11 protein-coding genes and 1 pseudogene are annotated in these 15126 nt (G+C 62.2%); 8 read left to right on the top strand and 4 right to left on the bottom strand.

Features of this window, described 5'->3' with window-relative positions; all coding sequences use genetic code 11:
* From ASD02_RS19365 to ASD02_RS19345, 5 genes and pseudogenes are all read left to right on the top strand, one after another.
* Window positions 1–189, top strand: a pseudogene (locus tag ASD02_RS19365) (D-galactonate dehydratase); the annotation flags it as partial.
* A 38-nt stretch (window positions 190–227) separates the two neighbouring features.
* Window positions 228–1004 (top strand): SDR family oxidoreductase, encoded by a 777-nt coding sequence (locus ASD02_RS19360; RefSeq protein WP_057219112.1) that lies wholly within the window; start codon window positions 228–230, stop codon window positions 1002–1004.
* A 291-nt stretch (window positions 1005–1295) separates the two neighbouring features.
* Entirely contained in the window at window positions 1296–3011 is a 1716-nt protein-coding gene (locus tag ASD02_RS19355; RefSeq protein ID WP_057219110.1) for an IlvD/Edd family dehydratase, read from the top strand.
* A 12-nt stretch (window positions 3012–3023) separates the two neighbouring features.
* Window positions 3024–3932 carry a dihydrodipicolinate synthase family protein gene (locus ASD02_RS19350; RefSeq protein WP_057219108.1) on the top strand — a complete coding sequence of 303 codons (909 nt, stop codon included), beginning with the start codon at window positions 3024–3026 and terminating at the stop codon, window positions 3930–3932.
* A gap of 115 nt (window positions 3933–4047) precedes the next feature.
* Window positions 4048–4758 (top strand): FadR/GntR family transcriptional regulator, encoded by a 711-nt coding sequence (locus ASD02_RS19345; protein ID WP_057221054.1) that lies wholly within the window; start codon window positions 4048–4050, stop codon window positions 4756–4758.
* Between the two features lie 18 nt (window positions 4759–4776).
* On the opposite strand, the gene ASD02_RS19340 is transcribed toward ASD02_RS19345, so the two are convergent.
* The 4 genes from ASD02_RS19340 to ASD02_RS19325 all read right to left on the bottom strand — a co-directional run bounded on the left by ASD02_RS19340 (window position 4777) and on the right by ASD02_RS19325 (window position 10568).
* Window positions 4777–5277, bottom strand: coding sequence for a hypothetical protein (locus ASD02_RS19340; RefSeq protein ID WP_025429232.1), 501 nt, complete (start codon window positions 5275–5277; stop codon window positions 4777–4779).
* Between the two features lie 446 nt (window positions 5278–5723).
* Window positions 5724–6644 carry a response regulator gene (locus ASD02_RS19335; protein WP_025429231.1) on the bottom strand — a complete coding sequence of 307 codons (921 nt, stop codon included), beginning with the start codon at window positions 6642–6644 and terminating at the stop codon, window positions 5724–5726.
* Entirely contained in the window at window positions 6637–10023 is a 3387-nt protein-coding gene (locus ASD02_RS19330) for an ATP-binding protein (protein WP_057221053.1), read from the bottom strand. The genes ASD02_RS19335 and ASD02_RS19330 overlap by 8 nt, the downstream gene beginning before the upstream one ends.
* 113 nt (window positions 10024–10136) lie before the next feature.
* Entirely contained in the window at window positions 10137–10568 is a 432-nt protein-coding gene (locus ASD02_RS19325; protein ID WP_025429229.1) for an OsmC family protein, read from the bottom strand.
* 300 nt (window positions 10569–10868) lie between these two features.
* Here ASD02_RS19325 and urtA point away from each other — a divergent pair, with 300 nt between their 5' ends.
* The 3 genes from urtA (at window position 10869) to urtC (ending at window position 15124) form a co-directional block, all read left to right on the top strand.
* Window positions 10869–12161, top strand: a complete 1293-nt coding sequence (gene urtA, locus ASD02_RS19320) for an urea ABC transporter substrate-binding protein (protein WP_025429228.1) — start codon at window positions 10869–10871, stop codon at window positions 12159–12161.
* 186 nt (window positions 12162–12347) lie between these two features.
* Window positions 12348–13964: an urea ABC transporter permease subunit UrtB gene (gene urtB / locus ASD02_RS19315; RefSeq protein WP_057219101.1), complete on the top strand. Its 1617-nt coding sequence runs from the start codon at window positions 12348–12350 to the stop codon at window positions 13962–13964.
* Window positions 13961–15124 (top strand): urea ABC transporter permease subunit UrtC, encoded by a 1164-nt coding sequence (gene urtC, locus ASD02_RS19310; RefSeq protein ID WP_057219099.1) that lies wholly within the window; start codon window positions 13961–13963, stop codon window positions 15122–15124. Before urtB ends, urtC begins: the two co-directional genes overlap by 4 nt.
* Window positions 15125–15126: the final 2 nt, after the last annotated feature.

Raw genomic sequence — 15126 nt, 5'->3', positions numbered from 1 at the left:
AACGATATTCTCGACTATGTCTCGAACAAGGACGTCTTCCACTATGAGGACGGTTTTGTCTCGATCCCGCAGGGTCCGGGCCTCGGCGTCGAGGTCGACGAGGCCTATGTCATCGAGCGCGCCAAGGAGGGCCATCGCTGGCGCAATCCGATCTGGCGCCATGAGGACGGCAGCGTCGCCGAGTGGTGACGGTTGCGCGGGATCATCAGTCGAGGGAGGCAGAAAATATGAGCAAGCGGCTCGCTGGAAAACGCATTGTCATTACAGGGGCAGCCCAGGGCATTGGTCTTGCCATGGCCGAAGCGTTCCTGAAGGAAGGCGCCAGCCTCTTTCTGATCGATCGCGACGGGCCGCTGCTCGAAAAGGAGACGGCCCGGCTTGCGGCGGAAGGCGGCACGCTTGCCTCGACGACGGCAGATATCACCGATGCCGATGCGATTGCCGAGGCCATCCGCCAGGCCGAAAAGACGATCGGCAGGCCGAATGCGCTGGTCAACAATGCCGGCATCAATGTCTTTTCAGAGCCGCTGGCATTGAGCGATGCCGACTGGCAGCGCTGCTTTGATGTCAATCTCAAGGGCGCCTGGAACTGTAGCCGCGCCGTTCTGCCCGGTATGATCGAGGCGGGCGGTGGGGTCATTCTCAACATCGCCTCGACACATGCCTTCACGATCATACCGCATACGTTTCCCTATCCCGTGGCGAAACATGCGCTTCTCGGCATGACCAAGTCGCTCGGCATCGAATATGCCTCCAGAGGCATCCGGGTGAATGCCCTTGCGCCTGGATACGTGCTGACCCAGAAGGCGGTCGAATACTGGAACAGCTTCCCGGACCCGGTCGCCGCCGAGGCGGAAACGATGAAGCTGCACCCCGGCGGCCGCATCGCCACGGCGGATGAAATCGCTCGCGCCGCACTCTTCCTGGTGTCGGACGAGTGCACCTTCATCAACGCCACCTGCCTGACCGTCGACGGTGGACTGAGCGTTTTGCATCATCCTTAAGCCAAGTCACGCCGCCATGCCCCGATAGCTGTCCGCCGTGCATCGCCGCGGTGGTGCGGCGCCTGCCGTTCGTGCGGCCAGGGGGCGGCACGCTTTGCCCCCGTGACCGGTTTCGCCCGCGATCTCGAGACGTCATTTCATCTTCTGCGATGTGCCCGCCCACTCCCGCATAGGCTGGTGGGCACGGGCAATTGTGCGTGGTAGATGCTTGACCGCGAATAACTCCGATTATAAGAGAAATAAAAATGCCCGTCGGCCAACACATGGCAGGGTACGTAGGGAGAGCTGAACGTGTCGAGAAAACTGAGATCGCAGCATTGGTTCGGGGGGCTCGATAAGGATGCCTTCATTCATCGCAGCTGGATGAAGAACAACGGCCTGCCGGATGACGCCTTTGACGGTCGCCCGGTGATCGGCATCTGCAATACCTTTTCCGAACTCACGCCGTGCAACGCTCATTTTCGCGGCCTGATCGAACATATCAAGGCGGGCGTGCTGGAGGCGGGCGGCCTGCCGCTGGAGTTTCCGGTCTTTTCCTGCGGCGAGTCCAACCTGCGTCCGACCGCCATGCTCTTTCGCAACCTTGCGTCCATGGATGTGGAGGAGGCAATCCGCGGCAACCCGATCGACGGTGTCGTGCTGATGGCCGGCTGCGACAAGACCACGCCATCCCTCGTCATGGGAGCGGCATCCTGCGATCTGCCGGCGATCGTCGTCTCAGGCGGACCTATGCTGAACGGGCGGCTCAAGGGCAGGACCATCGGCTCGGGCACCGATGTCTGGAAATTCTCCGAGGATGTGCGCGCCGGTGTCATGACGCCGGCCGAATTCATGGCGGCGGAAAGCGCCATGTCGCGTTCGCCTGGCCATTGCATGACAATGGGCACGGCTTCGACCATGGCGTCGATGGCAGAAGCATTGGGCTTGGCTCTGCCCGGCAACGCCGCCTATCCTGCCGTCGATGCACACCGCGCGCGCCTGGCGCGGCTTTCCGGCAGGCGGATCGTCGCGATGGTGGCCGAGGACTTGCGCCCGTCGCATATCCTGACGCGTGCCGCTTTCGCCAATGCCATCCGTGTCAACGGCGCTATCGGCGGCTCGACCAATGCCGTCGTTCATCTGCTAGCGATTGCCGGACGGGTGGGAACCGAACTGACGCTCGAAGATTGGGACCGATTTGGCCGGGATGTCCCGACGATCCTCAACCTCATGCCTTCAGGCACGTTCCTGATGGAGGATTTCTGTTACGCCGGCGGTCTTCCCGCCGTCATGAAGGAAATCGCCGATCTGCTCGATCTCGACAACCCGACGGTTACCGGCCAAAGCGTCGGCGCAAACATTGCGGATGCGGAGAATTACAATCCCGATGTCATCCTGCCGCGCGACGTGGCGTTGACGCAGCAGGGCGGGATTGCCGTCTTGAAGGGCAATCTGGGGCCGCAGGGGGCGATCCTAAAGCCCTCCGCCGCGACCCCGGCCCTGATGCAGCATCGCGGCCGCGCGGTCGTCTTCGAAACGATCGATCACTACAAGCAGCGTATCGACGATCCCGACCTCGCTATCGACGAGACATCGATCATGGTTCTGAAGAATTGCGGCCCCAAGGGCTATCCCGGGATGGCCGAGGTGGGCAACATGGCGCTGCCGCAAAAGCTGCTGAAGAAGGGCGTGCGCGACATGGTGCGCATCTCCGACGCTCGCATGTCGGGCACCGCCTTCGGCACTGTCGTTCTGCACGTCGCGCCGGAGGCTGCGGTCGGTGGTGCCTTGGCGCTGGTCAAGGACGGCGACTGGATTGAACTCGACGTGGCCGGGCGCCGGCTGCACCTCGATGTCGACGAGGCGGAGCTAGCGCGCCGGCGGGAGGAATGGACACCACCGGAAATCGCCATGCCCGGTGGCTATCAGGGCCTTTATGTCGAGCGCGTGATGCAGGCCGATCGCGGCGCCGATCTTGATTTCCTTGTCGGTTGTCGCGGGCACGCCGTGCCGCGCGAGAGCCATTGAGGAGGAGCGACGATGTCTCGGTTCGATCCTGCCGACCTGCATGGCATCCACGCCATCCTCTACGCGCTGTTTGATGACGACGAAAAGCTCGATCGCGAGGCGATGCGTCGGCAGACGGAAGTCTGTCTCGTTGCCGGCGTGCACGGCATGGCAGCGCTTGGCCTTGCGACCGAAGCCTCGAAGTTGAGCGAGGCCGAACGCATGGCCGTGATGGAATGGCTGGTCGAGGACACGGCCGGCGGCGTGCCCGTGGCGCTGACCATCTTCGGCCCGTCGGTCGAAGAGCAGGTGCGCCAGGCGCGCCATGCCGTTGGCGCCGGTGCTGACTGGTTGATCCTGCAGCCGCCGATCGTCGGCCAGTTCTCGGCCCAGGAATATATCCGTTTCTTTGGTCGCGTCGCCGATGCGATCGACGTGCCCGTCGCAATCCAGAATGCGCCAGCCTTCATGGGCAGAGGGCTGACGGCGACCGACATCGCCGAGCTGGTCCGCCAGCATCCAAACATTACCCTCATCAAGGGCGAGGGGCCGGTGGTCGATATCGCCACACTGATCGAGGTCACAGAGGGCCGCCTGCCCGTTTTCAACGGTCGCGCCGGTCTTGAACTCATCGATAACCTGCGTGCCGGATGCCGCGGCTTCATCCTTGCGCCCGATTGCATCGACCATGCGGTGAGGGCCTATGAATTCTATCGTGACGGCTGGGACGAGGAGGCGGAAGCCGCCTATCGCGATATCTTGCCGGCGGTGGTGTTCACCATGCAGGGGATCGAGAACCTGATGTGCTACGGCAAGCGTCTCTTCGGCGAACGTGCCGGCCTGCCCGTCTTCGATCGCGCGCCTGCGCTGCGCCCGACCGAGACAGGATTGGCAATGGTTCGGCGTTTTGCGGGCGAGCTTGGTCGTCTCGGCGAAGTGTAACCGCCTTCGCCCAGGCTCAACCTGGCTTGGCCGTGTTGGGGCGTGGCAACGGCTATGGTAGCAAGGGGTCGAATCGCGCCAGAATGCGCGCCGGGATTTCGGAAACGGACGGCTGATGACGACATTTACGATCGGTGACCGCGGGCTGCCCGCGCAGATCGCGGCGGAGATCGGCCGGCGCATCGCGCTTGGCGAACTTATACCCGGCGACATCCTGCCCAAGGAATCCGAGATGCTGGGCAATCTGCGCGTTAGCCGGACGACTTTGCGCGAAGCGCTGAAGATCCTCTCGACCAAGGGGTTCATCGAGGCCAAGCCGCGCCTGGGCACCCGTGTCCGCGCACCGGAGCATTGGAACACGCTCGATCCGGTGGTGCTCTCCTGGCATGAGGGGGCGGAGGATCAGCAGCAACTGGCTGAAGAACTGTTTGAAATCCGCCTGGCGATAGAGCCGATGGCAGCGGGCCTTGCTGCCCGCCGAGGATCGGCGGACGAACTCGTGCGCATCCGCGCGGCCTATTCCCGGATGACCGAAGACCACGCGACGGTTTCCGCCGCCATCGAAGCCGACATCGAATTCCATCTGGAAATCATCCAGGCGGCGCGCAATCGCTTTCTCTTGCCTGTCTCGTCGGTGATCCGCACCGCACTGACGATCAGCATTCCCCGGACACTCAGGACGTTTGGCGGATTGCAGCACTCGTTGAAGATGCACGAAGCGATCGTCGACGCCATTGAAGCGCGCGATCCGATGGCGGCGTCCACCGCGGCGGAATCACTGTTGAGCGCTACATACCAGCGCAATTTTCAGGCCGGAAAACGATAGGCGCGCGCTGAAAAGGCGTCACTTGCGGCGCAGGTTGATCTCGCTGGTGACGACCTTGTCGCCGGATGCGGGGTCGACGTCGACGGTGGTCAGCCGCATGCCGTTGGCGCCGACCTTCTGTAGCGTCAGGTTGGCGCTGCGGTCGCCGTTGACTTCCTTTGCCCAGCGAATGGTGAGATTGATGGCGTCGCCGCGACGGCTGCCGCTCAGGCCCGCCCGTCCGCCGCGCGGACCCAGGTAGGATCCGCTGTATTTCGTGCCACTGAACTTCAGTTGGGCATCAATCGATTTTGAAATCAGGATCAATCCGCGACAGACGCCTTCCATTGAGAGTGCCAACCCTTGGGATTGGGAATCGAAGTTGCAGGAAACATTGACGGGCGACATATAGGTGCGGATTCTGACCGTCCCTCCGCCCGTCCAACTGCCCTGCAGCGACTTCAGGAATGCACCTTCATCCGCTTGCGCAACACCGGCCAGGGACGTGGTCGCGGCGGCAAGTACAAGCCATCGCAGCATGTCGCAACCCTCCGTTCAGAGACCGCCATGGTACACCAGCAAATGCCAAGGTCACCAGCGGCAACGTGTGGGGCGGCCGGATGTTCCGCACGCGACGCTCGGTCAGGCGTGGCCGGCTGCACTGTGCCAATACCTATGCCGGAGCGTTGCCTGTGCAAGAGTGGGTGGAGGCTTTAGGCCGATATTGTGTTTATGCGGCGGAATTTGTCCTACTTCGATTGATCTATACGCCCGAAAAGCGCGCTGGCGGCAGATCGCTCTGGCGATCATAGGCGCGCTACGTGTTCGCGCGCGGCGTGCGTTTGCTGAACAGGTTCTTCAGCCTAGCTAGAGCACTCGGCGGCAACGCCGGAAGCAAGGCGATCCCCATCACTCTTTCGCTCTCCGGATTCTCGGACGCCCTTCTCGGGCCCAGGGAAATGCGAAGAAGGCTAGCAGCGTGTTGCTTATATCCCGTGCAGGACCTGTGTCGCCTTGACCGCCGCCGAGGCACGGTTTTCGACGCCGAGCTTCACATAGATCTGTTCGAGATGCTTGGTGACGGTGCGTGAACTCAGTCCGAGAATCTCGCCGATATCGCGGTTCGATTTCCCCTTGGCGATCCAGAGCAGCACTTCGGATTCGCGCTGGGTCAGCGAGAAGTGCTGCCGCAGCATCTCGTCGTCGCTGCGCCTGCTCTCGGCTGTCAGGCGGAAGAGGTATTCGTTTGCGCCGATCGCGCCGAGGAAAGAGATCTGCAGTCCCGCTTGACCGGGCTCTTCGAGGGTAAAGCTGTTCTCCCGCTTGCCGCCTGTCTCGGTTTTTTCCATCCAGGCGGCGATGCGCCGAGCGATCGTCGCAAGGCCCTCGTCGCTGCCGGTTGCGGCGTTGACGAGGCGGTTGGCCTGCGGTGTCGACCAGCGAACACTGCCGTCAGAGCGAACGGCAAGCAGATGGCGCCCGGCGGCGTCTAGCGCAACGCGGGCGCTTTGCGCCGAGCGGGCATTGGAGAGATGAACACGGATGCGGGCCCTGAGCTCATCGATGTTGATCGGTTTCGTCAGGTAGTCGACGCCACCGGCTTCGAGGGCGTGCACCACATGCTCGGTTTCCGTCAGCCCGGTCATGAACAGCACCGGCGTCTGGCCGACGGAGGCGTTGGCCTTCAGTCTCAGGCAGGTTTCGAACCCGTCCATACCGGGCATGACAGCGTCCAGCAGAATGACATCGGGCGTAATCCGGTCGGCAATCGAAAGTGCGGCACTGCCCGAGGTGGCGATCAGTACAGAAAAGCCCGACTGCTCCAGCGCCTCGGTTAGAAAGCCGAGGGCCTCCGGGGAATCGTCCACCAGCAGTACGATGTCGCGACGATCGTAAGTCTCAACCACGGGTGACAGCTCCATTCGCCGCTTTTTTCTTCAGGAAGGCGTCATAGCCCGTGAGGTCGAAGGCCTGGACATAGGCGCGAGCAGCATCGACGAAGAGCTGATGTTCGGGCTCCAGCGCGATTTCCGTCAGCTTGGCCTCGATGCCTCTGACGTAACCGATCTCGCCAAGCCGGATCAACTCCTCGACATGGTGCTCGTCGGGCAACGTCATCGCATCGGCATTTGCCGCTCTCGGCTCCTCGGACGCTTCGCCCTCATGGATCCAGGTCAGGCCGAGCTGAACGGCGAGCTTGTCTGCGAGCTGGCCGACGCCGAAGGGCTTGGCGAGTGTGTCGTTGTGGCCGACAAATGCGCCCGTCGTCGAGCCGTCGCCGATATTGGCCGACAGCATGATGATCGGCGCCGTCTGGCCGTTGCGGCGCAATTTGTCGACGAGTTCCCAACCGTTCATACCAGGCATGGAGATATCGACGAGGAAGATGTCCGGCGCCAGCGCCTCGACCATCGCGAGGCATTGCCCGCCACTTTCGGCGGCAAGCACCGTAAAGTCCATCGGCTGCAGGATTTCGCGCATCAGTTCGCGGTGATCGGCGTTGTCGTCGACAATCATGATTGTGCGCCGCGGGCCGAGATAGGAAGTGATCCGGCGCACCGCTATCAGCGGCGCCGGCCGATCGACGGCGGAGAGCATCAGCCGGACCCTGAAGGTCGTGCCACTGTTCGGTTCGCTGGTGACGGCTATCTCGCCGCCCAGCGTCTGCGTCAGCAATCGGGTTATGGTCAAGCCGAGACCGAGACCCGGCATGCTGCCGAGATGTTCCGCCTCGCCGCGCTGGAATGGGTCGAAAATGCGCGGCAGATCCTTCTCGGCAATACCACGGCCGCTGTCGGCAATCGTAAACGTCGCAACCTGACTGCGATAATCGATATCGAAGCGGATCTCGCCGCGCTCGGTGAACTTCAGGGCGTTGGAGAGCAGGTTGACGAGGATCTGGCGCAGCCGCTTTTCATCTGTCTTGACGTAGCGCGGCAAGGCGGGCGCGCGTCGATGTTCGAAGGCGATCCCCTTCGCCTGTGCTTGCGGGCGGAACATCTCGACGACCTGATCGAGGAAATCATGGATGTTGGTCTCGTTGGAATAGACCTGCAGCTTGCCGGCCTCGATCTTCGAGATGTCGAGAAGTCCGTCGATGAGGCCGGAGAGATGATCGGCGCTGCGCTTGATCACCTTGATCGCGCCCTGTCGGGCCGGTGGGATCGTTTCATCGCGCTCAAGCACCTGTGCGTAGCCGAGTACGGCGTTGAGCGGTGTGCGCAGCTCATGGCTGAGGCCGACAACGTAGCGGCTCTTGGCGCGGTTGGCCGCCTCGGCGGTCTCCTTTGCCTGCTGCAGGGCGGCATCGGTCTTCTTGTGTGCGGCGATTTCCTTCAGCAGCAGCGTGTTCTGCCGTGACGATTCTTCTTCGGCGACGACGCGGCTGTCGTGGGCGAGCACATAGAACCAGCAAACGATACCGGCGAGCACGGCAAAGACGAAGAAGACAACGGCGATGGTGCGCTCGATGACGGTCGCCGTCTCGGGCGAAGCGTTGCCGGTCTGATGCGCGATCATCGCCAGGATCAGGCCGATGCCTGCGATCGAGAGCGCCGCCGAAATGGCGTAGCGCCCGAGCCGCGTCGTGAGCTTCGCCGTTACCTCTTCGGGTAGAAGCGCGTTCGCGACCGTTGCCACCTGCGCATTGAAGCGCGCCTTCGGCTTGCACATGTCATGGCAGCGGCTGTCGAGAGAACAGCAGAGCGAACAGATGGGCGCAGCGTAGGCCGGGCACCAAGCCATATCCTCCGGCTCGAAGGGATGCTCGCAGATCGAGCAGGTGATCTCGCTTTCGCTCGCCCAGCTTCGTCTCGGCTTTCGGGCGAGGTAATATTTGCCCCCGGTCGCCCAGGCGATCAGCGGCGAGGCGATGAAGGCGACAATCAGCGCAATATAGGGCGCAAGCGATGCGGCAATGGCGCCAAAGGCACCGAAATGCGCCGCCAGCGCGATCGTCGCCGAAAGCGCCATGGCACCGAGGCCGACCGGGTTGATATCGTAGAGATGGGCGCGCTTGAATTCGATGCCGGGTGGCGAGAGGCCGAGTGGCTTGTTGACGAAGAGATCGGCCGAAATGGTGCAAAGCCAGGCCATGGCGACGATCGAGAAGACGCCGAGCGTTTCCTCAAGGAGCTTGTAGATGCCGAGTTCCATCAGAAGCAGCGCGATCGCCACGTTGAACACCAGCCAGACGACGCGGCCGGGATGGCTGTGGGTGAGGCGCGAGAAGAAGTTGGACCAGGCAAGTGACCCGGCATAGGCGTTCATGACGTTGATCTTCAACTGCGAAACGACCACGAAGGCGACCATCAAGAGGAGGGCGGCGGTCTCAGACGGGATCATGTAGCCGAAGGCGGTGTAGTACATCTGCGCCGGGTCGGCCGCCCGCGTCGACGGAACGCCGGAGGAAAGCGCCAGCACGACAAGGAACGAACCGGCCAGAAGCTTCGGTGCCCCGACGAGCACCCAGCCGGAGCCGGCCAGGAAGATGGCGACGCGGTGATGCAGCTTGCGCTGGCCGTCGGGCGGCAGGAAGCGCAGGAAGTCGACTTGCTCGCCGATCTGCGCCATCAGCGCAAAGATCACCGCCGAGGCGGCGCCAAACTCGATGAGGTCGAAGGGCGCGAGCGTGCCCGGTGGACCGGATGCATGATGCATGCCGGCATAGGCAAGCCAGGTGGCGACCTTCTCCCAGTCCGCAAAGGCGATGAAGATAAAGGGCAGGATATTGAGCACGATCCAGAAAGGCTGGGTGATCAGCTGGAACTTGCTGATGAGCCGCACCCCATGGGTGACGAGCGGAATGACGACGACCGCGCTGACGATGTAGCCGACCCAAAGCGGTATGCCGAGCGCCAGCTCGAGCGCACCCGACATGATCGAGGCCTCGATCGCAAAGAGGATGAAGGTGAAGCTCGCATAAATCAGCGAGGTGAGGGTCGAGCCGATGTAGCCGAAGCTGGCGCCGCGGGTCAGAAGGTCGATGTCGACGCCGTGGCGGATCGCGTAACGGCTGATCGGCAGGCCGACCGTCAGGATCATCAGGCTGGCGATCAGGATGGCGACGATGGCGTTGGTCGTGCCGTAGGACATGGTGATCGCGCCACCGATCGCCTCCAGCGCCAGGAACGAGATCGCCCCGATCGCCGTCTGAGAGATGCGCTCGGAGGAAAAGCGCCGCGCACTCTTGGCGGTGAAGCGCAGCGCATAGTCTTCAAGCGTCTGGTCGGCGACCCAGCGATTGTATTCGCGTCGAACGGGAATGATGCGCTGGCGTGCCGCCATGTTGCCTCGTCATCTCCAGCATTGCCGACACATATGTGCCTATTTTCACGGCACGCACATTCCGTGCGTGAAATTTATGCAATGCGGAGATGGCGAAAGCAAGTGTGAAAGGATCATCCGCTCACAGCTGATGTGTCGACGACGACAAAATCATGGGTAATCCTCGCGGACTTGGCGAGCATGGCTGACGCCGAGCAGTATTTTTCAAGCGAGAGGGCGACCGCGCGCTCGACCTTCTTTTCCGAGAGGCCACGCCCCTTGACCACGAAGTGCATATGGATGCGGGTAAAGACGCGCGGGTCTTCTTCGGCGCGGTCGGCGTCGAGCTCCACGGAGCAATCTTCGACCGGCTCGCGACCCTTTTCGAGAATATGAACCACGTCGTAGGCCGAGCAACCGCCGGCTCCGATCAACATCAGCTCCATCGGGCTTGGGCCCGGCGTCCGCCCTTCCGGACCGGATGCCGTTCCGAGGACGATCTTGTGACCGCTTCCGGACTCGCCGACGAATGTTCGCTCTTCAACCCACTTGATACGTGCTTTCATGATCTCTCACCTGTGTTGAGCTGCTGTTGATGGCCAGTCGGCCTTCGATGTTTCAATAGCCGGAAAAGCCATCCTGCGGCCAGACTGGCACGTTGATTTCAACGTCATGGCCTTTGCACAATTCCTGCACCGCGGCGTGAACTCCGGATCGCCCATATCGCGGCAGCTTCCTCTTTGCCCCCTCGACCTACGTAGAATGACGTATGTGCAGTGCAGCACGACTGGCGGATGATCCCTCAAGCAACGGTCAAAAGGTACGAAGCCTCGTTGCGGCGATCAGAACGAGAGGGGTTCAATCAGATGAATATCAAGGCACGCGTCACCGGCGCTTTCCTGGCAACGATCCTGTCGACGACGGCATTCAACGGCGCCTTTGCGGCCGACGACACGATCAAGGTCGGCATTCTGCATTCGCTGTCGGGAACGATGGCGATCTCCGAGACGACGCTGAAGGACGCCATGCTCATGCTCATCGACGAGCAGAACAAGAAGGGCGGCCTGCTCGGCAAGAAGTTGGAAGCGGTCGTCGTCGACCCGGCGTCAGACTGGCCGCTCTTTGCCGAAAAGGCGCGCGAACTCGTTTCCGTCGACAAGGTTTCGGCCGTGTTCGGCTGCTGGACGTCAGTCTCGCGCAAATCCGTCCTGCCCGTGTTCGAAGAGCTGAATTCGATCCTCTTCTACCCGGTGCAGTACGAGGGTGAGGAAAGCCAGCGCAACGTCTTTTACACCGGTGCCGCGCCGAACCAGCAGGCCGTTCCGGCGGTCGACTACCTGATGGAAAACGAAAGCGTCGAGCGCTGGGTTCTGGCGGGCACCGACTACGTCTATCCGCGCACGACCAACAAGATCCTCGAGGCCTATCTCATCTCCAAGGGCGTGAAGCCCGAGGACATCATGATCAACTACACGCCGTTCGGTCATTCCGACTGGCAGACGATCGTGTCCGATATCAAGAAATTCGGTTCTGCCGGCAAGAAGACGGCGGTCGTCTCGACGATCAACGGCGACGCAAACGTGCCGTTCTACAAGGAACTGGCGAACCAGGGCGTGAAGGCCGAGGATATCCCGGTTGTCGCCTTCTCCGTTGGCGAAGAGGAACTCGCCGGTCTCGATACGGCCCCGCTCGTCGGCCATCTCGCCGCCTGGAACTACTTCCAGTCGGTCGATACGCCTGCCAATGCCGAGTTCATCAAGACCTGGAAGGGCTACACCAAGAACGACAAACGCGTCACCAACGACCCGATGGAAGCCCACTATATCGGCTTCAACATGTGGCTCAAGGCGGTCGAGAAGGCCGGAACGACCGACACCGACGCAGTGCTTGACGCCATGATCGGCGTATCCGTGCCCAATCTCTCCGGCGGCTATTCGACGATGATGCCGAACCACCACATCACCAAACCGGTGCTGATCGGTGAAATCCAGAGCGACGGCCAGTTCGAGACGGTTTGGGAAACGCCCGGTCTCGTGGTTGGTGACGAATGGTCCGATTACCTGCCTGACTCCAAGGACCTGATCGCCGATTGGCGCGCGCCGATGTCCTGCGGCAACTTCAACGTCGCCACGGGCAAATGCGGCGGCAAGGGCTCCTGATTTCATCACCAAACGATAGTTTCCGGGTCGTGGCCAACGACTCGCTCCCCTTTGAATGACGAAATCATAGGCAGGCATACCCTTCGCCCAATGCTCCCGTTGGGCGAAGGGATCTCGAAATTCCATGCCGCGTGGCCGCGCCTGCCTGGCGCTGCCACAGACGAGCGAGACCCAAGCGAGAGGGCGATGTATCGCATTCTGCAAACCCTGTTGATCACCCTCTGCCTGCTGGTTTCAGCCCATGTCACGGGCTCGCGCGCCGCGGACGATCTCGGCGCGCTCGTCAGTGCGCTCGGAACGGCCAAGCTGGCCGAGCTCGATGATCGCATTGCCGCGCTTGCCAAGAGCGGCGATCCACGTGTCATCCCGGTTCTCGAGGCACTTGGGGAGGGCAATCTCTATGCGCGAAAGACCGACGGCGGGGTCTTCCTCACGACGGAGAAGGGCGCGAGTCTTGTTCTAGTCAATCCGCTTGATGGCTCTGATGTCGGCGAAGTGCCGAAGGGCGAGCTGCAGAAAATCAAGGTCAACAACGCCGTCCGGCGCGCCGTTCGAGGCGCGCTCGGTGGACTGACGCTTTTCAGCGCCGATACGGGCGCAAGGTTGAAGGCGGCGCAATCCATGCGGCAGACGCCGAATGCCGACGCGCTCGAGGCGATCGAGACGGCACTCGCCGCGGAAAAGGACGCAACGGTGCGCAAGGCGCTCGACGAGGCGCGCGCGGTGACGCTTCTGGTTTCCGACCGTTCCGACGACGACAAGCGTGCGGCGATCAAGACGCTGGCAGAAGGCGGTGGCCGCGAGGCGCTTGGCGCGCTGACCTCAGCGCGCTCATCGGCGGACGTGAGCCTGAAACCGGATATCGAGGCCGCGCTGCAGCGCATCGAACAGGCGCAAGCATTCTGGAACGCCGGCCAGAACGTCTGGTACGGGTTGTCGCTCGGTTCGGTGCTGCTGCTCGCGGCAATCGGTCTTGCCATTACCTTCGGCGTGATGGGCATCATCAACATGGCGCATGGCGAGATGGTCATGCTCGGCGCCTATACGACATTCCTGGTCCAGGACGTCATTCGCACCTCCTATCCCGCTCTCTTCGACTGGTCGCTGGCGATCGCCCTGCCGCTCGCCTTTCTCGTCACCGGGATCATCGGCCTTGCCATCGAGCGCAGCGTCATCCGCTTTCTCTATGGTCGGCCGCTCGAAACGCTGCTGGCCACCTGGGGGATCTCGCTGATCCTGCAGCAAGCGGTTCGCTCGATCTTCGGGCCGACCAACCGCGAAGTCGGCAATCCCTCCTGGATGGCCGGCGCCTTTGATCTCGGCGGCTTGACGATCACCTGGAACCGGCTCTGGATCATCGTCTTTGCGCTCGCCGTCTTTGCAGCCCTTCTGTTCCTGCTGAAGCGAACGTCGATGGGGCTGAGGATGCGGGCCGTGACGCAGAACCGCCGCATGGCGTCGTCCATGGGCATCCGCACGCCCCTGGTCGACGCTCTGACCTTTGCTCTCGGGTCCGGCATCGCCGGCATGGCCGGCGTGGCGCTGTCGCAGATCGACAATGTTTCGCCCAATCTCGGCCAGGGCTATATCATCGACAGCTTCATGGTCGTCGTCTTCGGCGGTGTCGGCAATCTCTGGGGAACGCTCGTCGGCGCCTTCTCGCTCGGCATCCTCAACAAGTTCCTCGAGCCCTATGCGGGCGCCGTTCTCGGTAAGATCCTCGTTCTGGTGCTCATCATCCTCTTCATCCAGAAGAAGCCGCGCGGCCTCTTCGCACTCAAGGGAAGGGCGGTGGAGGCATGATCACCTCGTTTCTGCTCAAGTCGCTCGATCGCAGCATCGTCACGGTTGTGGCGCTACTGCTGGCTTTTGCCATTGCCATTCCCGCCCTCAACCTGCTGACGGCGCCGGATCACCCGCTGCACGTGCCGACCTATCTGGTCTCGCTGTTCGGCAAATATCTGACCTACGCGCTTCTGGCGCTGGCGCTCGATCTCGTATGGGGTTTCTGCGGCATCCTCTCGCTCGGTCACGCCGCGTTCTTCGCGCTCGGCGGCTATGCCATGGGCATGTACCTGATGCGCCAGATCGGCGCGCGCGGCTCCTATGGCAATCCTTTGCTGCCGGATTTCATGGTGTTTCTCAACTGGAAGGAGCTGCCCTGGTTCTGGCAGGGCTTCGACATGTTCTGGTTCGCGGCACTGATGGTGGTGGTGGTGCCCGGACTGCTTGCCTTCGTCTTCGGCTGGTTCGCCTTCCGCTCGCGGGTCAACGGCGTCTATCTGTCGATCATCACCCAGGCGATGACCTATGCGCTGCTGCTTGCCTTCTTCCGCAACGACATGGGTTTCGGCGGCAACAACGGCCTCACCGACTTCAAGGATATCCTCGGCTTCAACATCCAGGCTGACGGTACACGCGCCGCACTTTTTTCGGCATCCGCGGTGACGCTTGCCCTGTGCCTGGTGCTGACGGCGGCGATCGTGCGCTCGAAATACGGCAAGGTGCTGGTCGCCGTGCGGGATGCGGAAAGCCGCACGCGCTTTCTCGGTTATCGCGTCGAACACATCAAGCTCTTCGCCTTCACCGTCTCGGCGATGATGGCGGGCATTGCCGGCGCGCTTTACGTGCCGCAGGTCGGCATCATCAATCCCGGCGAGTTCGAGCCCGGCAACTCCATCGAGGTGGTCATCTGGACCGCGGTCGGCGGACGCGGGACGCTGATCGGCCCGATCGTCGGCGCGATCCTGGTCAATGGCGGCAAGAGCATCTTCACCGCAGCCTTTCCGGAGTTCTGGCTGTTTGCGCTTGGCGGGCTGTTCGTCCTGGTCACGCTGTTCCTGCCAAAAGGCGTGATTGGGACCGCGAGCGCTTATCTTACCCGCCGCAAGGCTCACCGCCGCGCGGCAGATGCCGAGAGCGCGCGCGACAACCTTGTCGCTGAACCGATGGCAGCGGAGTGATT

This window comes from Ensifer sp. Root1252, assembly GCF_001425885.1.
Lineage (GTDB): Bacteria > Pseudomonadota > Alphaproteobacteria > Rhizobiales > Rhizobiaceae > Ensifer > Ensifer canadensis.
Note: the sequence above shows the minus strand (reverse complement) of the source record. Positions and strands in the feature narration are given on the sequence as shown.